Source organism: Oceaniserpentilla sp. 4NH20-0058 (assembly GCF_040371755.1).
In the GTDB taxonomy this organism is placed as follows: Bacteria; Pseudomonadota; Gammaproteobacteria; order Pseudomonadales; family Oceanobacteraceae; genus Bermanella.
In genome coordinates this window covers 103,828-123,394 of record NZ_BAABWE010000005.1, presented here as the reverse complement: position 1 = coordinate 123,394, position 19,567 = coordinate 103,828, and the positions used below count along the sequence as shown (strand labels likewise).

At 40.6% G+C, this 19,567-nt stretch carries 15 protein-coding genes, 3 tRNA genes and 1 pseudogene; 11 read left to right on the top strand and 8 right to left on the bottom strand.

Features of this window, described 5'->3' with window-relative positions:
* Positions 1-8 precede the first annotated feature (8 nt).
* From flgA to ABWV45_RS08545, 4 genes are all read left to right on the top strand, one after another.
* Positions 9-869: a flagellar basal body P-ring formation chaperone FlgA gene (flgA, locus tag ABWV45_RS08560; RefSeq protein ID WP_353350654.1), complete on the top strand. Its 861-nt coding sequence runs from the start codon at positions 9-11 to the stop codon at positions 867-869.
* Positions 870-964: 95 nt separating this feature from the next.
* Positions 965-1,270 (top strand): flagellar biosynthesis anti-sigma factor FlgM, encoded by a 306-nt coding sequence (gene flgM / locus ABWV45_RS08555; RefSeq protein WP_353350652.1) that lies wholly within the window; start codon positions 965-967, stop codon positions 1,268-1,270.
* A 10-nt stretch (positions 1,271-1,280) separates the two neighbouring features.
* Complete coding sequence (locus ABWV45_RS08550) at positions 1,281-1,766, top strand: flagella synthesis protein FlgN (RefSeq protein ID WP_353350650.1); 486 nt, start codon at positions 1,281-1,283, stop codon at positions 1,764-1,766.
* 59 nt (positions 1,767-1,825) lie between these two features.
* Positions 1,826-2,602, top strand: coding sequence for a flagellar brake protein (locus ABWV45_RS08545; RefSeq protein ID WP_353350648.1), 777 nt, complete (start codon positions 1,826-1,828; stop codon positions 2,600-2,602).
* A gap of 37 nt (positions 2,603-2,639) precedes the next feature.
* Here ABWV45_RS08545 and ABWV45_RS08540 read toward each other — a convergent pair whose 3' ends face one another.
* The 3 genes from ABWV45_RS08540 to arsS are packed head-to-tail and all read right to left on the bottom strand — an operon-like array spanning position 2,640 to position 4,928.
* A complete protein-coding gene (locus ABWV45_RS08540) occupies positions 2,640-3,272 on the bottom strand; it encodes a TIGR04282 family arsenosugar biosynthesis glycosyltransferase (RefSeq protein ID WP_353350646.1) in 633 nt (210 codons plus the stop codon).
* Between the two features lie 15 nt (positions 3,273-3,287).
* Positions 3,288-3,962, bottom strand: coding sequence for a TIGR04283 family arsenosugar biosynthesis glycosyltransferase (locus ABWV45_RS08535; protein ID WP_353350644.1), 675 nt, complete (start codon positions 3,960-3,962; stop codon positions 3,288-3,290).
* A 3-nt stretch (positions 3,963-3,965) separates the two neighbouring features.
* Positions 3,966-4,928 (bottom strand): arsenosugar biosynthesis radical SAM (seleno)protein ArsS, encoded by a 963-nt coding sequence (gene arsS, locus ABWV45_RS08530; RefSeq protein ID WP_353350642.1) that lies wholly within the window; start codon positions 4,926-4,928, stop codon positions 3,966-3,968.
* Positions 4,929-5,159: 231 nt separating this feature from the next.
* Between arsS and ABWV45_RS08525 the strand changes: the two genes are divergently transcribed.
* Positions 5,160-5,235, top strand: a tRNA-Arg gene (locus ABWV45_RS08525).
* 420 nt (positions 5,236-5,655) lie between these two features.
* Here the strand turns inward: ABWV45_RS08525 and ABWV45_RS08520 are convergent.
* Positions 5,656-6,015 (bottom strand): annotated as a pseudogene (locus tag ABWV45_RS08520) (integrase core domain-containing protein); the annotation flags it as partial.
* 108 nt (positions 6,016-6,123) lie between these two features.
* Positions 6,124-6,540: an IS3 family transposase gene (locus ABWV45_RS08515; protein WP_353350640.1), complete on the bottom strand. Its 417-nt coding sequence runs from the start codon at positions 6,538-6,540 to the stop codon at positions 6,124-6,126.
* Positions 6,541-6,689: 149 nt separating this feature from the next.
* Between ABWV45_RS08515 and ABWV45_RS08510 the strand changes: the two genes are divergently transcribed.
* Entirely contained in the window at positions 6,690-6,905 is a 216-nt protein-coding gene (locus ABWV45_RS08510) for a transposase (protein WP_353350638.1), read from the top strand.
* A gap of 303 nt (positions 6,906-7,208) precedes the next feature.
* Here ABWV45_RS08510 and ABWV45_RS08505 read toward each other — a convergent pair whose 3' ends face one another.
* Together ABWV45_RS08505 and ABWV45_RS08500 are read right to left on the bottom strand one after the other, a co-directional pair.
* Entirely contained in the window at positions 7,209-8,120 is a 912-nt protein-coding gene (locus tag ABWV45_RS08505) for a VOC family protein (RefSeq protein ID WP_353350636.1), read from the bottom strand.
* A gap of 206 nt (positions 8,121-8,326) precedes the next feature.
* On the bottom strand, positions 8,327-9,226 hold the full coding sequence (locus ABWV45_RS08500; protein WP_353350634.1) for an alpha/beta fold hydrolase: 900 nt from the start codon (positions 9,224-9,226) through the stop codon (positions 8,327-8,329).
* Between the two features lie 173 nt (positions 9,227-9,399).
* Here ABWV45_RS08500 and ABWV45_RS08495 point away from each other — a divergent pair, with 173 nt between their 5' ends.
* Positions 9,400-10,020, top strand: a complete 621-nt coding sequence (locus tag ABWV45_RS08495; RefSeq protein ID WP_353350632.1) for an arylesterase — start codon at positions 9,400-9,402, stop codon at positions 10,018-10,020.
* A gap of 26 nt (positions 10,021-10,046) precedes the next feature.
* On the opposite strand, the gene sbcB is transcribed toward ABWV45_RS08495, so the two are convergent.
* Complete coding sequence (gene sbcB / locus ABWV45_RS08490) at positions 10,047-11,489, bottom strand: exodeoxyribonuclease I (protein WP_353350630.1); 1,443 nt, start codon at positions 11,487-11,489, stop codon at positions 10,047-10,049.
* 536 nt (positions 11,490-12,025) lie between these two features.
* On the opposite strand from sbcB, the gene ABWV45_RS08485 reads away from it, so the two are divergent.
* The 4 genes from ABWV45_RS08485 to ABWV45_RS08470 all read left to right on the top strand — a co-directional run bounded on the left by ABWV45_RS08485 (position 12,026) and on the right by ABWV45_RS08470 (position 19,547).
* Entirely contained in the window at positions 12,026-14,797 is a 2,772-nt protein-coding gene (locus ABWV45_RS08485; RefSeq protein ID WP_353350628.1) for a DUF349 domain-containing protein, read from the top strand.
* A gap of 167 nt (positions 14,798-14,964) precedes the next feature.
* Positions 14,965-15,041, top strand: a tRNA-Met gene (locus ABWV45_RS08480).
* A 54-nt stretch (positions 15,042-15,095) separates the two neighbouring features.
* Positions 15,096-15,172 (top strand) — tRNA-Met (locus ABWV45_RS08475).
* A gap of 727 nt (positions 15,173-15,899) precedes the next feature.
* A complete protein-coding gene (locus tag ABWV45_RS08470) occupies positions 15,900-19,547 on the top strand; it encodes a hypothetical protein (protein WP_353350626.1) in 3,648 nt (1,215 codons plus the stop codon).
* Positions 19,548-19,567 lie beyond the last annotated feature (20 nt).

The window sequence follows — 19,567 nt, the reverse complement described above, 5'->3', positions numbered from 1 at the left end:
CAAACTCCATGTTTCAGCCAGTTAATAAGCTGGCTTTTTATCTCGTTTTTGGCGGCATGCCCTTTGCAGCATTTCAAGTATTAGGCAAAACGTTAATAAATTGCCGCTATTTGAAATGCCTTTGCATTACGCTGTCTTTATTGAGAATAGGACATAATCTCGTGATATACAGAGTTTTTATTTCAATATTTATACTTGGGTTGTCTGCTTTAGGTCATAGCCAGACATGGTATGAACAATTGGAGCATAGTTTAAAACAAACATTGGCTATGCAAATTGAAGCTATGGCCGGAAATATGGAGCTTGAAGTATATGATTATGGGATTGATTTATCTTATCTAAACAGTCGGTTAAATTTTCAACCTTGCCAGATACCATTAAACATTGACGCACCACAACCCTTAGAATTAGGCCGCAGTCACATCAAGGTAGCTTGTAAAGACACGAAACCTTGGGCACTGAATGTACCTACCGAAGTCAATTTATATACTGAGGTCGTTGTTTTAAACCAGCCTTTAATCAAAAATCAGATTATTGAAGATGGCCACATAGATTTACAACGGCAGAATTTAGCAGAATTAAGAAATGGGTATTATCTAAAAAAAGCTCAAGTTATAGGAAAACAATCTAAAAGAGCCCTATCTGGCCAAACTGTATTAAATAGCTACCTGATTTTACCCGCTCTGATGATTCATAAAGGAGATAAGGTCATGATTACAGCGAATAAAGGGCCAATGAGTGTCAAAATGCCCGGAGAAGCTCTCAATGATGGTCGTGAAGGTCGCCAGATTCGAGTTAAGAATAACCGCTCAGAGCGCATTATTAGAGGAAAAGTAGTAGGTCCAGGGGAAGTTTTAGTTCAATTTTGAGTTTTTTTACAAAAAAAATAAAAAAAAGCTAAAGCCTTGTTCAAGCCTGCCGTTATAGGTCTACGAGGAACTCTATTTTTAGAAAGGTAAGCCCTATGAACATTAATAAATTAACTACGGGTGTCGGCGGCGGCCAACAATCGCGTAGTACAGAAAAGGCCGCCACTGCGGACCAAAGCGCGAAAAAAGCCCCTGAGGCCAAAAGCCCAGCCGACGCTGAGGTGAAGTTAAGCCCTCAAGGTAAGTCAATTCAGCAAATAGAAGCCGAAGTCGCTTCTATGCCAGATATCGACGATGCCGCTGTTGAGCGCATTAAAGGCGCGTTGGCGAATAACGAGTACAAAATTGATTATGAACGAATTGCCGGTCAAATGATGAAGTTTGACAAGCTAATTAAATAAAAGGATACGTATGCCTGTGCCTAAGCTTTGTGAATTGAACGCATTATTTACCCGTGAGCAGTCCACATTGAACACCCTTCAAGTAGTACTTGAAGAAGAATCATCGGCACTATTAAATCGTGACATGCTTGCCATAGATGGTATCGCACAAAAGAAAGTCACGGCACTACATGCTTACCAAGAGCAGGTCAACGCTCGCTTATCATTCCTCCTCTCTCACGATTTTGAAGGCTCTGAAGCTGGATTATGCTCTCTTATTTCTCAGTACGACGAACAAGAGCAAACAGAGTTAAACGAACAATGGCAGCTTCTAAAACTCGGCTTTGAAGGCGTTATTGCTCAAAACGAACAAAACGGTATTGTCATCTATCACAGCCAGTTACGTAACCGTAACTTACTGAATATCTTGCATGGCTGCAAAAATGAGCCAAACTTATACAATGGAAGTGGTGCGGCAAAAGGACGAATCCATAGTCAAAGTTTAGGTGAAGCCTAACCTAAATTTGCCAAATTGGCTGCCTCACACTGTTCACTCAAGCAAGTAAGACGATTGTCATGGAAGAAGCTGAAGTAACATCCGAAAATTATCTTGAAAGCCCTGAAGAGATCTACCGTGCGATTCAGAGGCTAATTCGCTATGCGCCACGTTTAACCGCCCGCTTTGAAGGCGTAGACGATGCTTTTGCCACCGCCATCACAAAAGTCGATTTAAAGTCTAAAGCATTCGCCTTTGATAAATTAATCCCTGACGCAGGCAATGAGATACTTCAACGGGGAAAACGACTTGAGCTAATTGCTGACTTCCGTGGTATTTTGGTTAAATTTTTTGTTGAAGGGGGATTAAAATACCGCCCTCAAAATCAAGAATACATAGCACACTTCCCTAGCAAATTACTTTATCTTCAGCGTCGTAATGCTTATCGAGCCATGGTTCCTCGTACTTATTCGGTGTATGCCGTATTTCGCTCCAGTGAAGACAAACAGGTCTTTAAAGGCCGTTTACAAGATATTTCTGGCTCAGGTTTTAAAGCCTATTTTAAAGGGAATATAACGACCTTATTAAAAACAATGGGAAACTTTGATGAAAGCACCTTACACGTAGGTGATGAGTCCATGGACTGTGGCTTGGATGCTCGTCACGCGGTTTACGATGAGCAAAAGGACTTAACCTTTTGTGGCTTTTCATTTCAGCCATTAAGCGGTATGAAACAGCGCTATGTGGAGCAATTTGTGAATACACTTCAATATGAAGAGCAGCGAAAACAACAAGCAGAGGAAAAGCGAAAAAAAGAAGCCGATGAAGCTAAGCAAGCACAAACCGATAATTCGTAATCGCCTCGAAACACGAGGCATTTGGTCACATCTAAACCTAAGCTGATGTATCAGGCCAATTTGGAAACTGGGTTAACAAACGTTGATAATCTTCTTCACAGTCAACATCCCACAAAGGCCCTAAAATAACTGCTTTTTTATGCGCTGCTTGTAAACGTTGTAAGGTTACATGCATAACATCCTCTGTCCCCCAAGGCACACCCACAAATAAATCATCACTGTTTTTTGTGGCTCCGACCAACACATAACCACCGTCTTCTGCGTTTATAAATACGTTAGCTTGCTCGTTAAGTGCATCCAAGGCTTGAGCAATATCTGTAATTGTCAACGCAGGGCAATCACTACCTACGATAATCACTTTTTTGGCAATGGTTAAACCCCAGTTAATGGCATTTGCCATTTTTTCCCCTAGATCATCACCATGTTGGAGCAAAACAGGGGTTAACTTTCCAAGCCGATTTATCAATGTATTATCCCCTAGCTGCCCAAGAGACAAAACCGTAAGCCCTCCCAGCTTAGCCGCTGCCTGTATCAATAATGTATGAGTATGCACCACTAAATCACAATGCAGATGCAAACAACCTTCATCACCTAAAACAGGTGATAGGCGTGTTTTTACATTGCCAAGCTGTGGGAATTTTGCAAATTGAATTAATACGTGTTCAAACATGTGTCTTCTTAACAGTTAACGATAAAGCTTAGCTAGCTTTTCAGGGGCTACACCAAACCAAAAATATAAGCGCAATTTCCACATCAACCAAACGGTGTTCACAACACCAAATTTTTTCCAGCGCCGCGCTGAAGTGATTACTTTTTTATTTAAACATTTAGGTTTAGATGTCCTTTTAGCTCGCTTAGAAAAATCCACATCTTCCATAAGAGGAATATCTGAAAAACCGTCTAATTGCTCAAACAAACGCTTACGTACAAATATGCACTGGTCACCTGTTGCTATTCCACTTAACCAAGAGCGCTGATTAATAAACCATTCAATCACACGGTATGCTAAACCTTTTGCATCCAACCTAATATTAAAACGCCCCCATTGGTGCAAGCTCGCCTCATCAATCATAGTTTTTAAATGAGCTGGGGTAAATTGCGTATCACCGTGTAAAAAAACAAGCCAAGTTGACTGTGTGCTCTGAGCACCAAGATTCATTTGCTTAGCTCGCCCTTTATGGCTTTCAAGAACCTTAAAATGTTTAGCTAATAAAGATTGAGTTCCATCTTCACTGCCACCATCAACAATAATAATTTCTTTTACGTAATCACTTAAAATCAATAACCGATTAATTAAAGCTGTTACTTGCGTGCTTTCATTTAGCACCGGCACAATAATAGACACATTAAACTGATTCATAACTTATGACAAAGCACCGCCGCAAGAAGACCCAGCACCAGCCGTACAACCAAAGCAATGGCCAGCCACAACAATATTATTTCCAGAAAGGTCATTGGCCAATAAATCTTGAATGTGCCTAGGTGCATGACCGTCATTTTTGATTGGCATTTCTAACATTTGATTAAAGTCACAATCATATAAATTACCCTGATAATCCACACTTATTGTATTGCGACACATAACCGTGTCCAAATTATGGGCTTGATAATTATCAATAAGCAGTTGCATGTAATCATTAAATTGCCCCTTTGAAACCAGCATAGAACCAAAACGAGAAATCGGCATATTTGTGATGGTATATAACTGGTTAAACTCTATGTCCCAGTCATCTGACAGACGTTGTTTATAGTCTTGCTGTAACTGTTGTTGCGATGGCGGTAAAAATGCCCCGCCGGGGTTATACACTAAATCTAACTCTAAACCCGAATCCGGCTTACCAAAGCCTAATTCATTTAACATTAACAAGCCTTTTATGCTGCTATCAAACACCCCTTTTCCGCGCTGAGCATCGACATTTTCTTGAGTATAACAAGGCAGAGATGCCACCACTTTTACTTTTTCATCGGCTAAAAATTGGGCTAAATCTTCGTAGCCCGGCTCGCACAGAATGGTAATATTACAACGATCAATCACCTCACAGCCTAATTTACGAGCTTCGCTCACTAGATAACGGAAGTGCGGATTCATCTCTGGCGCGCCACCGGTTAAATCCAAGGTTTGTACGTTACGAGATTTAATCACCTCTAATACGGTATTAATGGTTGCCTCATCCATTAACTCGGTACGACGCGGCCCAGCATTCACATGACAATGAGTACAACTTAAATTACATAAATAACCCAGATTCACCTGTAATATATCCAAAGCTTGACGCTTTATAGACGGAAATTCACGAGCAATTAGCAAGGGTTTCGTATCCAGCATAGTCCTTTCTCTCTCGGTACGGCTTATGATTGGCGTACTTAACGTATCTTAAATGAAACGGAAGTCGCTGATTAATTGTTTGCCGCTAATTTGATGGGATTCACCTTAGTCTGCTAAGACCTATTGCACAAGGGCAAGTTCCACTGATATTTAGACACGACGCGGCATAAAACAAATTTAAGTCTATGAGTTTATTGAGTTTTTTTGAAGCACGGGTAGAATGGCTGTGTTCTCCCCATAGTTTAACAGGATAAAACTGCCGCCTCCTAAGCGGCTGCTCCAGGTTCGAGTCCTGGTGGGGAGACCACTGATCACTAAAGTTATTAATGTTCATTTACCCATAACTTGGCCACTTTGGCCACATGATGGTAAAGCGTTTACTTAAAGTGGCCAAGTCCACCCCTCTAAAAACCTACTACCTATTGCGTAAAATCTTAGGCGAAAATAATGAATGTTCTTTAATTATCTTTTTTCAATCAAAATAAGAAGGTAGAGCTTTTTATCTTCGTAAAGTGCCCATCATTCTTCATTGCGACCAACAACAGAAACTAAACATGATTCTTGATTGAGAAGGCTCAACTTCCAGTTTTTAAAATTCATACTTAAAGGATAAGGCTTGTCTTGATGGGGGATATGTCACTCTCCTAAATGATTACTTGTCTTACCTGAGCATTGATTGACATCTTTGATAGCCTGATCTTCCCCCGATAAAATCGACACGCCATTTTCATACTAGGCTTTGTTCATATTTAATCGGTAACATATAGTTTAAACCAGAGTGCAACCGAACATTATTATAAAACTGATTTATATAGCGACCAATTTCTTTTCTTAAATGCGCTAATGATTCGAATTTTGTTTTCCGGATCAGCTCACCTTTTAAACTGTGATAGAAGAATTCCATAAAAGCGTTATCCGTACAATAACCAATTCTATTCACACTATGTTTAAAGTAGTATTTAGTGAGAATTCTTTGAAATTCTGAACCCGTAAACTCTACTCCTCGATCTTTGTGAAATATAATTCCACGAGGATAGCCACGATTTTTAATAGCCGCAGCTAGTACTTGAGCTGTAATATTCGTAGTACGTGATTTTGAAAGTCTTCAACCAATCACTCGTCGTGAATATTGATCCATTACCGTTACTAAATACTGCCAAGAACTTTGGTGCTTGATATATGTAATATCAGCAACCTAAGCTTGATTGATACTAGTCGCATTACCATACGCTATCAGTTTATTCTCACCTTTCGATACAAAACGCTTTAAACCTGGCTGCCTCCTAGTAACACGACTAACTCTGCCTTTTAGTCCTGCGGGCCTCATAAGTCGCTCTACACGCGATTTTCCAACTGCCCCCTGCTTACGTAGTGTTGCATATACTCTTGGGCTGCCGTAACGGCCTTTGCTTTTATCAAAGACCTCCTTAATTTTCTTTAATAAAACTTTATCTGATTTAATTCGTTCAGAAGGCTTTCGATTTTTCCATGCGTAAAACCCGCTTCGGGATACGGACAGCCATTTACATAAAAACTGTGTTCCTAGCTCTGATCTGTATCGCTCGATAAATCCAAATCGTTCTGATGGCTTTCCGCTAGAAACTGTTGCCACTTTTTTAAAAGGTCATTCTCCTTGTTCAAACGTTCAACTTCTTTTTAAGTTTCGCATTCTCTGTAAGTTGCTTCTTAGGGAGGGATTTTCGTTTGTTACTGGGCTGACCCCGAAAAAATGGACACCTTCAACTTCAAAAGAAGGTGAAAATGAAATACAAATCTCGAATTCAATACAGCGAAGCCTTTAAAATAGAGGCTGTGAAGCGCTCCATTGAAACCTACGGTACTCTACGTGCGCTCTCCGAAGAACTGGGTATTCATGAAAATGTACTTGGGCGATGGAGAAAGCAATATCTCAGTCAAACAGCAATAGGCATAGCCGCTTTGAAAAAGACCCTTTCACCAAACAAAAGCTATCAATAGCTTGAGCAAGAAAATAAACGTCTCAAGAAAGCCCTAGAGCAAGCTGAAATGGATAAAGCCATACTAAAAAAGGCGCAGGAGTACTTCGCGGAACAACGTCGGAAAAATACCAATTCATAAGCAGCCAGCGACAATCGAGTACTTCAAGTATGTATCGCAATTTAGAAGTCTCAAGATCTGGCTATCATGCATGGAAAGCTAGGCCACAGACTGAATCGACTAAACGTAATAATGCACTGCTGTATGAAAAAAGGGCTGATGAAGTAATCACCAACCCTTTTATATTATTCATGTACGTTTGAATTAATCCGCAGAATCACGAATTTCAATTAAGGTACCATCCGCATCTTTAGCGTAACCAACGGTTGCGCCGTCTAAATCCGCTTCTGTTGACGCACTCGGCTCTTGAGTGACGGTCTCACCAGCACTTTCAATTGCATCAGATAGTGCTTGAGGGTTATTGCTCTCTAATAAAATTTTAACTGGGTTATCTATATAGTTGCGCTCTTCTTCATCAACCCAGTTCATAATAACCAATGAAGGTGTATTTTCTACATCAGAGGTTAAAATATACTCATTATATTTACCTGCTATGGGAATGTAATAATACTCATTAAATCCTAAACTATTAACATAAAAATCATAAGCTGCATCTAAATCCGAAACACCAATACCAATAGCACTTATAAACGTAGATTCAGTGTCTTGTTCAACAATTTCAATAATATTTTTATTAATATCACGACCAAAGCCAACTACAACACCGCCTACTGACGCTTGAGCTTTAGGGGGTTCAACAATCACGCCACCAGCAGCTTCTAAATCCTCTGCTAATTTGGAGGCATCAGCTGTATAAAAAACAATCTTACCTGGATTTTGATCTACAACAATATTTGCATCATTAAATTTCATTAAGGCTATATCGGCACCACGGCCATTTTCAGATGCCATAATGACCTCAATGCGATTATCACGAGTAATACGCTCTACTTCGTGCATTCCTAAACCATCTTCAAAGAATGTAACACTAGCCTCAAGGTCATCGACACCAACTCCAACTTGACTTAAAGAAACGGTATAGCTGGAGTCTTCCGAACCTTTATCATCGTCATCCGATGATTTATTACCCTCACTGCTACTGCCACAACCCACCATTGAGATAAAGGCGGCGCACATTAAAGTCATTGATAGAGGTTTTATTATTTTTGTTATCATTTTTGATTCCTGCTTGGAATAGTCGATTGGCATCAAGTTCGGTATTTTTATGGTTATTAATCGGGCTTAAGTTAACTTATAGTACCAATACAAATCCTTATGAGCAAATGCTCATATCTAAGCTTTAAAGAGAAACAAAAAGGGATAAGCAGGAGGTAAGATAAAAGCCAGCACCCAGAAAAGGCGCTGGCTATATGTGGCCAAGGTTACAATATACGATCTTGCAGGAACCAATCCTTAATCATCTTAGCTGTTTCAATTGGACGTTCTTGCATAAAGCAATGCCCTCCTTCTACCTTTTCGGTTTGGAACATTTTAAGAGGTTCTAATTTCGCAGCCGATTTAGCAATAAATGGGTAAGACTCTTTACCCATGAGGATTTTACAAGGTGTACGGGTATGTCTCAAATTAGACCATAAGCGCTTTGGATAACTGGCAAATATCTTTGCCTCCACCGAGGTTGGACACTTTAGGGTTACACCCACTTCGCCCTCTGGTTTGTCCATAAGAGCGTCGTCAATATAGGCTTGTAATGACTCTGGAGCCCAGTTTTTGAATATCCCGCGGCCCTCAAAATACTCATAAGCTTCTTGCTTAGAAGCCCAGCTATCTTGACGCTTTTTGGTTTTTTTAACCAAGTCAGTTTGCTCTGCCAAGCCTAACCACTCAGATAAGCCCTTAACAAACAACATACCGGAAGAAAATATCACAGGATCAAGCAACAGAGTTTTCTTAAAACGATTTTGATCAGACCCCGCAATCAAGGCCGTCATAATCCCACCATAACTATGACCTAAGCCTAAAATCGGCACTGTCGCTTGAATCTGATGAGAAAAGCTATTTAACACACTGCGCATATAACGGGCAGTGTCGTTCCAGCCGCTTAAATCACTAGCAAATCCACTATCACCATGGCCTGGTAAGTCAGGTACGATTAAATCAAAATCACTGGCTAAGGCATCTAGCATTGGGCGGTAACTTAATCCACTGAAGCCATTTCCGTGAAAAAACACAATCACAGGCTTACCAGTAAAACGAGTACGCCAGCCACTAAGGGTGAAGTCGGTTTTAATCTGAAATGACCAAGGCTCAAATACTGCTGACATATAGACTCTTATGGTTGGAAACTGGCGAAAAAGGGGCTGCAATATACGCTTATTATGCGCCTATGCCTACCCCATATACTAGTCAACTAATACAACACACTGATGCAACTGTTCCCGCATTGCACAGAAGCATTCCGCCCTCTAAGATAAGCTCAAACAGTTTAGGTGGTACTATGCGTTATATTATTGTTTGCTTTTGTATTCTATGGGGAAATCCTGCACTTGCAGAAAAAACCATATTAATTCTAGGGGATAGTTTAAGCGCCGGTTATGGCATTGAAATCAAAGAAAGTTGGCCTACTCTACTGCAAAATAAATTAGATAAAAACAACCACAAATTCAAAGTTCATAATGCCAGTATAAGTGGGCAAACATCAGCTGAAGGCCTTAGACAAATTAACCAATTATTACAGCTAACCAAACCCAGCCTCGTTGTTTTAGAACTGGGTGCCAATGACGGCCTGCGGGGCTTGTCCATCGCACAAATGAAAAACAACCTACAAACCATGATATCAAAGAGTTTACAGGCTAACGCTAAGGTGCTGCTAGTGGGAATCCGCGTACCCAATAACTATGGCAAACGTTTTGGGCAGATGTTTAGTACCGCGTTTGATCAACTAGCAAAAGACAACAACATTGCCTATGTGCCGTTTTTATTGGCGCCACTAGAACAAGTGATAAATAGCGAGAATCGCGCAGAGTACATTCAAAGAGATGGGTTGCACCCAACAGCCAAAGCACAGCCATTGTTGATGGAACATGTGTGGGGTGAGTTAGTAAACATGATTAAGTAACTCATAATTCTTAAACTCGAGTTATTTTAAAACGGATAAATACTCTCCGCATAGGTTGCCAACTCTTGTAGTAGCTCATGCTGCTCAACTGGTGCAGTTTGCGCCGCGTCATTAATGGCTTTGGCAAATTGTTCGTAGTTAAGATATTGGCCATTGTTTGGGCCAAGCAATTTTTGTTTGCGGTACTCTTCCCATTTTTCACGTTCGTCTGAATTTAGGGTTTCTAAATAATTACGGGCGCGATAACGAAACAGCATTTCCTCTAAACGGCGATCTTGAAAGGCAAACGGCATGTCATCCAGTGCTTCTGGGTGAGCTTGGCGAATATTAGCCATGGCCGATTTATCCGATGGACTGAAAAATCCCCCTGTATACAACATGGCATCTGGATCGGTTTGATCGGCAAACTCTTTATGCATAACCGCTTGAAGCTTTTCTTTTAAGTTATGACCTTTCGATTGGTATTCTTTGATCATGGCTAAATGCTCACGCATTTTAGCTCCATCCAATTGCCATTTTTCAGCAATATCCGGAGTGACCATTTTTCCCGGTAGCACTACAGGACATTTATTGATGTGTATATTTTTTAACGCAATGCGCTCAAGCCCTTGGGCCTCTAGTTCGGCTTTACTGGTAAATAATCGTTGTTGGATTTGTTCAACGCTTAATTCAAATAAATCAGCTGGGTTTTGCATTAAATCAAAACACATAACTGAATTTTTATTTTTTGGGTCCATAGCCAGTGGCACCATCATGGCGGCGCAGCCTTTATCCACTGAAATCATGCCTGTGATGTGTAATACAGGGCGTAAGTTAACGGTATCCAGTAAGGGGGCAACAGCATCTTTACGGCGCAAGTTAAATAAGTGCTCATACAATTTAGGTTGTTTTTCTTTCACTAATTTTGCAAGACCAATGGTGGCATATACGTCACTTAGTGCATCATGAGCATTTTCATGGACAATGCCATTGGCGGCGCTTAATTTTTCCAGTCGAAAGCTGACTTTGCCATCTTCACCCTTAGGCCAGTTAATGCCCTCTGGGCGTAATGCGTAAGCACAACGCATCATATCCAGAATATCCCAACGGCTATTTCCGTTTTGCCATTCACGCTGATATGGGTCTAAAAAGTTGCGATATAGGGTGTTACGAGTCACCTCATCATCAAAGCGAATACTGTTATAGCCAGCGACACAGGTTGCAGATTGAGAGAATAGATCGTTAATACGGGCAATAAAATCGGTTTCGGCTAGCCCTTTTCGCTGGCACGTTTGAGGACTTATGCCGGTAATTAAACAGGCGATTGGGTGTGGTAAATAGTCATCAGCCTGACGACAATAAAAATTCTCAGGCTCACCGACAATATTTAAGTCTAAGTCGGTGCGAATACCCGCAAATTGCGATGGCCTATCCCAAATAGGGCTTGCGCCAAAGGTTTCAAAATCATACCAAAAAATGGTTTCACTCATAAAATGCCGACTGCTGTCTATTCAATCAATGGGATTCTAACACGTTTAGTAATGCTGTTTTAAGATGCTAGATTTTCTCTCTTAATGGTCAGCTCTCACAGATATTCATGGCTTACCTAAGTACTAAAAAGTGTATTATCTTTTTCTCAAAGGGACTGTATCGGGCAGATTTCAAAATTGATACAAATGCCTATCCCTATTTGGTAATACATAGTTAAATCATTTATATCTACGTATAACTGATCATTCTGTTGGTTTTTCATACAAGACTTACACTGCAACAGCCAGCCTTCATAGAAGTACAAATTTACAATTTCATAAGAATCAGGTTTATTGGAGATGCCTTTTTACATGAGGTTAGCCAATAATTATTATTTTTAGTTGTTTTCTGGTAGTCATACAAGCGAATTAGAATGACTAAAGGCCCGTGATTACTGGTACGTAGGTGCAAAGCTTGCCTCAATTTATTCTGCCAGTAGAATGAGCCCTCTTTATTTTGTATTAGCCAGTGATTTTGGCAATGTTAGGCGGACACCATGGCAGCATTTTTAAAAAATCTATTTACCCCGAAGTGGCAACATTCAGACTCCAAAGTGCGCTTAAACGCCCTAGATCAAACGATTGAGCCTGAAATACTGGCTCAAATTGCATCAGAAGATACCGATAACGCAGTTCGTTTAAAAGCAATCAGCCTCATCGAAAACCCTAAAACGTTACAAACATTTTTTAACCAAAAAGACGGTAACATAAAACACGCCGCCATTGAGCGTTTTTTGACCACAACACTCAATTCAGATCAAGCTGATAGTCGCCTAGAGAACCTATCAAAAATTGACGAACCCGCCGTATTAATGTCCATTGCCACCTACTCAAGTAATCAAGATCTCGCTCAAGCTGCTATTGCTAAAATTCAAGACGAAAACACGTTATTTGACTTTATATTGCAATCTCCAAGCGCAAAAAGCCGAGCTTTGGCTGCACAGTTAATAACAAGTAAAGACAAATTAAAAACCATAGAGCAACGCTTTTTAAATAAAGACAAAAATCTTGTGCGTTTAGCCAAAACTAAATTAACCGACATTTCTGCAGAAGAAGCCAGCACTCAAGCCAAGCAAGCCCACATCGATAAATTACTTAACGATATACAATCACTAACAACTCAAGCATTTAGCCCAACCTACGCGGGGCAATTAGCGTTTCTTAAGCAGTCTTGGGAAAAAGTCGATGGGAGCATGGTTCAATCCGAATTATTCGCTAAAAACATTAAGCTATGCGAAGCCGTATTAACTGAACAGCAAGCAATACAAAATAAACTTAATGCCGATCTAGCTGCAAAATCTCAGGCACAAGAACTGCAACTCAATTGCATTAATTCCTTAGAAACATTCACCTTAGAATGCAAATCCACCACACCAAGTTTAAACAGTGTCAATAGCCTTATTAGTCAAGCTAACGAGCAATGGCAACAAGCATTAGAATTAAAGCAACCATTAGAACCTCAAATTAAAAAAGAATTTGAATCCCTTTTAAAGCCCTTAGTTAATTTACAGGCGAGCCTTGGATTCATAGAAGATACCTCTATTGATTTCAAACCATTGCACGCATCTTTAGAAAATAAAGTTTTCCATGAACTCAAAGAACAAAAAAGCCAATTAAATAGCATTATTAAATCAATCAATTGGCCAAATGAATTCCCTAAAAACAAACTATTAAATAGCTATGCCACGCTACTTTCAGAAGTAAATGCCGCGTTAGATAGTTTAAATAAAGATGAAAAACAAGTAATCCAAGCTCTTAATCAATTATTAGAGCAATTAGAAAAAGCCATTAACGATGGCCAAGTTAAACAAGCAAAAAATATTCAAAATACTATTCGTAAGCAATTAGATCAGCTCGCACCAAACAAAATAAAGCCACAAAAAGCACAACTCCAGTTGCTCACGCAATCGCTAAATAATTTAAAAGACTGGCAAGGTTTTGCCACCCTACCTAAGTTTGAAGCCTTGTGTGATAGTATGAATGGCCTAATTGAAGCGCAAATGCCTGCAAAAGAAAAAGCTAAAGCCATTCATGAATTACAAGAGCAATGGAAAGCTTTAGGCAGCCTGCCTAATCAAAAACAACAGCAAGCTCTTTGGCAAACATTTAAAAAAGCCTCAGATAAAGCTTACCTGCCGTGTCAATCACACTTTGAAGAAATGGGGAAAATCCGCCAATACAATTTAGAGCAACGCACCATTATCTGCGAGCAACTTGAACAATTCTTCACCAAAAACGATTGGCACAACCCAAACTGGAAGTCTGTTCAACAGATTTTAGATAAAGCACACGACGAATTTAAAACATTCTCCCCTGTGGATCATGTTGCTAAAAAAGATATTTTACAGCGTTTTCATGAAGCAACCCAAGCTATCCATGCAAAACTGGTTGAGCACTTCAAAGATAACGCCTCACAAAAGCAAGCTCTTATAGATGAAGTGACAGCCCTAAAAGACAGCGAAGACATCGCCCAAGCCATCGAAGATTGCAAAAACATTCAAAACCAATGGAAAACAAAAGGCAATGCGGGCCGTGCTGAGCGCCAACTTTGGAGTCAATTCAGAGAGCAGTGCGATGCATTATTTGAAAAACGAAATGCAGCCAGTGAAGCGCGTAAACAACGCTTAGATTCAAACATTGAACAAGCGAATCAACTTGTTACCAATATTGAATCACAATTAGAAGAAAACCCCCAACATTTAAAAAAGCAATTAAACGAAACAAATCAGCAACTAACACAAATTGAATTACCTAAAAAGGTAAAAATCGCTATCGACAAGCGACTTGCCGAACTTAACAATAAAATTGAGTTAGCCGCAAAACAGAGTAAAGCCAAAGCGCAACATTCTTTATGGCTAAACGCGCAAGACCTTGCTAAACAGCTTAGCCAAGTGGAACAAAGCAGCGACCAAGAAAACTCGTTTACAGTTGATGTGTCGTCTGCGGCTATTCCTACAGAAGTAAAAAACATTTTTACACAACGCCTAAGCAACCAAGTAGAGCCCTCAGAAGATACATTCCATAAATTATGCTTAGAATTAGAAATTACGCTGGACATTGAAAGTCCAAAACAAGATCAAGGGCTGCGTATGGCATTGCAAGTAGAGCGTTTACAGAAAAACATGGGACAAAAGCTGCCCACCATTGAAGAACAACTAAGGGCCCTGCAATGCCGCTGGTTTACTTTGAACGCCGACAATAGTGAATACAGCGCCTTACATGATCGCTTTTTTGGTAGTTTAAACAATCGCTACGAAAGTATTAGCTAAGTACAAAAGTGACGCTTTGTAATTGAATTTATTAGGTTTTTTTTCACAAAGCGTTTGACACAAGAGGGCTTCATCCGTAAGATGCGCAACCTCGCTAAGGCAACCGCCAATAGCGAGTGAAGTAGCCGCGATTCAAGTTATGTTGAATCAATCAGAAGCGGTGTTGTCGCGGGATGGAGCAGTCTGGTAGCTCGTCGGGCTCATAACCCGAAGGTCGTCGGTTCAAATCCGGCTCCCGCAACCAATTTTCATAACTGTCTAGTTTGATTTTTGATTGCACAACTTAAATACTTATAGTCGCGGGATGGAGCAGTCTGGTAGCTCGTCGGGCTCATAACCCGAAGGTCGTCGGTTCAAATCCGGCTCCCGCAACCATTTTTCAACACCCCTTTCTATTTATCTTGATTTCCATACCTCCAATCTCAGCAATATACTAAGATTTAAACTAACTTCAATTTATTAACCGTTGTTTTGTAAGTAAAACCCCTGCGTACCTCTTTGCGCTGATCGCGGCACCCTCCATATTAAGCAAACCTCTAAATTAAAGGGTTATACCACTAAACAGTAAAATAGATGAGGAACGCCAAAATCATGGCAAACACTGAATTTTTAACGCCTTACACCCTTCAATAGCAACTCCTACTAACATAGAGCAAACCACAAGGAATACTAATTATTCTCGTTAACCTTAGTATTTACCAACACAAAACATATTCACTCGAAAGCCCCATTCTCTGATCTTTGTGAGAATTTTTATGCATTTGTGACCAAATATGTCACTTTTAAATAACTATTTAACATTTAATTCCAAAATTGATTAATCTTTACACTTCCTCTGTAGTTTTAACCCTACTCGCAATTAGCTCAAAAAAACACCCAAAAATAAGATAAAACCCCGATTAAAGTAGAATATGGCACAATAATCCCTTATACGGTGCGCTTACGCCCCAATATAAGGCAGTTTAATTTTTCTAATAAAATGAACAAGTTACTTGGCCCAATTCTTTCAATAAGAGAACCAAGTCACATTATTGACTTAGGTAGTGCCCACAAATAACATTAGATTACGAAACTAAAACCAGACTATACAAATGGTAATAACTTGAAGTTAGAAGTAGGTCTTATTCTCATTAGAAGCCCTAAAGCAGCCGTCAAAATCTTGCTGTTGTGCTTTGCCATGCTTGCAAGTAACTACGGATTTTCTGGTACCACCGTATCACTCTTAGAAAGTTACGCTGGCAACCTAAACTTCCAACTTACTGGTGGCTCTTTTCGTACCGCATCAAATGGTACTGCCCCTTGCACCTTTGGTACGTCATCTTCAAACCCGCTAAGCACCATTCCAACCAATGCCACCATTGAAAAAGCTTATTTATATTGGGCAGCTTCTGCTTACGGGGATTCAAACGCAGATATTGACTCCAGTGTGACGTTGAACGGCCAAACAGTTAGCGCGGTTCGCACCTATACCGAAGCCAATGAAACAGACCCAAATTCGTATTACCACAGTTACTTCTATAGCGCCGTGGCGGATGTTACCAGTATTATCTCTGTCACTCGTAATGCGACCTATACCGTTTCAAATATGGATATACGTGATGACGGCGGTCAATGTGATACCCAGTCTGTAGTTGGGGGTTGGGCATTAGCGATTATTTATGAGGATGATGCCGAGAGTTTTAAAGTACTTAACGTTTATGAAGGCTTTAGCTATTTCCAGAAGGATTTTACAACAACATACCTATCATTAACGCCTTCTAACTTCGAGCTACCTGCCAATCCCGAAGGTAAACACGCCCATATCACATGGGAAGGCGATGACACTTTGGGAGGTGGTAGTGAATTTCTATCTTTTGAAGGTAACGAATTAACTGATAGTAGTGGCGGAAACTCGTCTGGCAACCAATTTGACTCGTATTCAAATATAGAAGGTGGCCTTACTACATACGGCGTCGATATCGACGCCTACGACATTTCCAGTTATTTAGTGCAAGGTGATACCTCCGTCTCTACTGTTTACTCCGCAGACCAAGATGGTGTTTTATTAACCGCTGAGATTATCAGCGTTTCAAATATTCCTGTGGCAGACCTTCAAGTGACAACATCCAACCCAACAGGTTGGACGCAAGGCACAAATATTACTAAGACGTTTACTATATCCAATAACGGCCCTAACGATGTGCCAGCCCAAAGTACACGTTTTACCACAACCTTACCCAGTGAATACACATTTAACGGCACTCAAGGTGATAGCGATTGGGTATGCAGTCAAAGTGGTCAACAACTTTCATGCATCTATCAACCAAAACTACGTTCCGGTTGGAGTGATTACCTAGATATTTCCATTAGTATTGCCGGTGGCACTGCAGGTTCAACGGTGGACTGGAGTGTGACGGTTGATCACGATACCGCCCCATACGATATTTTTGATAATCACGCACCTAACGATACATATACAGTTAGCTCGCCGATTGTGTCGATTCCTGTTGTGGATTTATCCTCTTCCAGTAAAACCTACAGCAATTTGAATGGTGATTCTTTATTGGCCGGTGACACACTGCAATATACCATCACGGTTAAAGACTCAAGTGGCTTAGGTACCAGTGGCATTCAACTGTACGATGACATGCCCAACTGGATTGATTCTTACACTATTACATCATTACCTTCCGGTGCAGTTAGTAACTCACAAGCCACCGGGGGGGCTAATGGTACGGGTTATTTAGACATACAGAATATTTTTGCTCCAGCTGGTGGTGAAGCTCAGATTATTTTTGAAGTACAAGTGAGCAATAGCGCACCTGATGGAGCATCATTACAAAACACAGCCACCATAAGCTATAACAGTAACGATTGGATAGTGGACACAGGTGACATCACGGTCGTTGCACCGGATTTATCTCCATCTACCGTTGTCATTTCTGATTTTGATGGCGGCTTATTTACAGCAGGCAACATCATTGAAGTCACCATCACCTTAGATGATGAAAATGATATTGATATAAACAATTTAAGCGTAACCGCTGACTTACCATCGTTTATTACACAGGTGAATGTCACCGGTATTCCATCTGGGGCAACAGATAACACACTCAGTACTGGAGGCGCTAACGGCACAGGGTACCTTGACATTTCCGGTATAAGTTTCGCATCTGGTGACACTGCAAGTATCACCCTGCTTCTCACTACCGATGCATCAACCCCTACTGGTACCACCTTTGATTTAAGCGCTCTGCTTAATCTAAACTCAAGCAATTGGAATATAGACTCAAATACCATTGAAGTACTTGATAGCTACACACCAACATCGGGCAACAAGCAATTATATATTGATACAGGTAGCGGCATGTCCCGTAGCCGCCCATCTGACGGAACAACAGATTTAAGTCCAGAAACACAGCGCTCTTGGACCCTAACCCCTGCACTGCAAGATGATTTGACTTTTGATTTAACTAACATTGCCGTTGAAATGAAAGTAAATGGTCATCGTAACCGAACGACCCGAGCCACATTTACCTACACACTATCTGACACAAATGGCACCGTATTAGCCAGCAAAGTACTTACTAACGTGGACATAGAAAGCAGTAACGGCATCATAGATGTCTCGACTACGCTAGATAAAAACCCATCCCAACCGAATGAATACACTGTATCAGCAGGTAACGGGCTCATTCTAACCATGCGAAATGATGCCAGACGTGATTCCACATCTAATAACAGACGAGTCACTATCCACATTTTTGATGAAGCCGATACACAAGGTGATAACAGTTCTCGATTAGCCGACGGCTACTCAGCCGTCATTATTAATGCCTCTACCGTTATTAATGTAGAAAGTATTGATGTCTACAGCGCTGCCTATATTGATAATAATTCAGATTTTATAGATGACTCCGGTGCCACATTAATTACATCAAGCCAACCGGATACTGAGCTATCAGTACGGGCCACGGTTTCCGACCCTTTTGGCGCATTTGATATTACAAACGCTAATCTCACTATTGAAAAGAATAATGGCACACTGTATGACTTTGGCAGTGGCACCAACATCGACATGGTGGCCATAGATGACCCTAGTGACGACACCACATCGGCCACTAAAACCTTTGAAATGCCTTTCACCCTGCTTGAAGAAAACGAAATAATCAATGGCTGGACCATAACCGTAATTGCAGATGAAGGTGTCGAAGGTGACGTCAGCCACACAGGGGTAGATGGTTTTACAGTACTCCCCTTTCAACCCAATATCGCTATAACAAAGTCACTGGAAGTAAACTACGACCCTGTGAATGGTTACAAAACGATTGGTGTTTTCCCTAAAGCCATCCCAGGGGCCGAAATTATTTATTCTATTAATGCCGTAAATAGTGGTAGAGGAGCCAGTGATGACACATCAATTAAGTTACAAGATACGATCCCTGTACATTCTGAGCTGTTTATCGGGAATTTAAGCTGTTTAAGCCGAGGCCCGGGGACAGGAAGTGGCCCAATATGTTATATAGACGGCACAACACCAAACGAAAGCGACTTAACGTATAACTTTACGGCGCTGGATTCCGCCACTGATCACATTAGTTTTTCACAAGACGGCATCGATTTTTCTTACGAGCCAGTCGATAGTGGTGATGGTTACGATCCAAGTATCCGGTTTATTCGTATTAGCCCTTCTGGGCAATTTAAAAAGTCAGATAAAAATAATACTTATTCACCTGAATTTACGTTTCAGTATCAAATTCGGTTGAACTAATAAAGCAATAATTTTATATA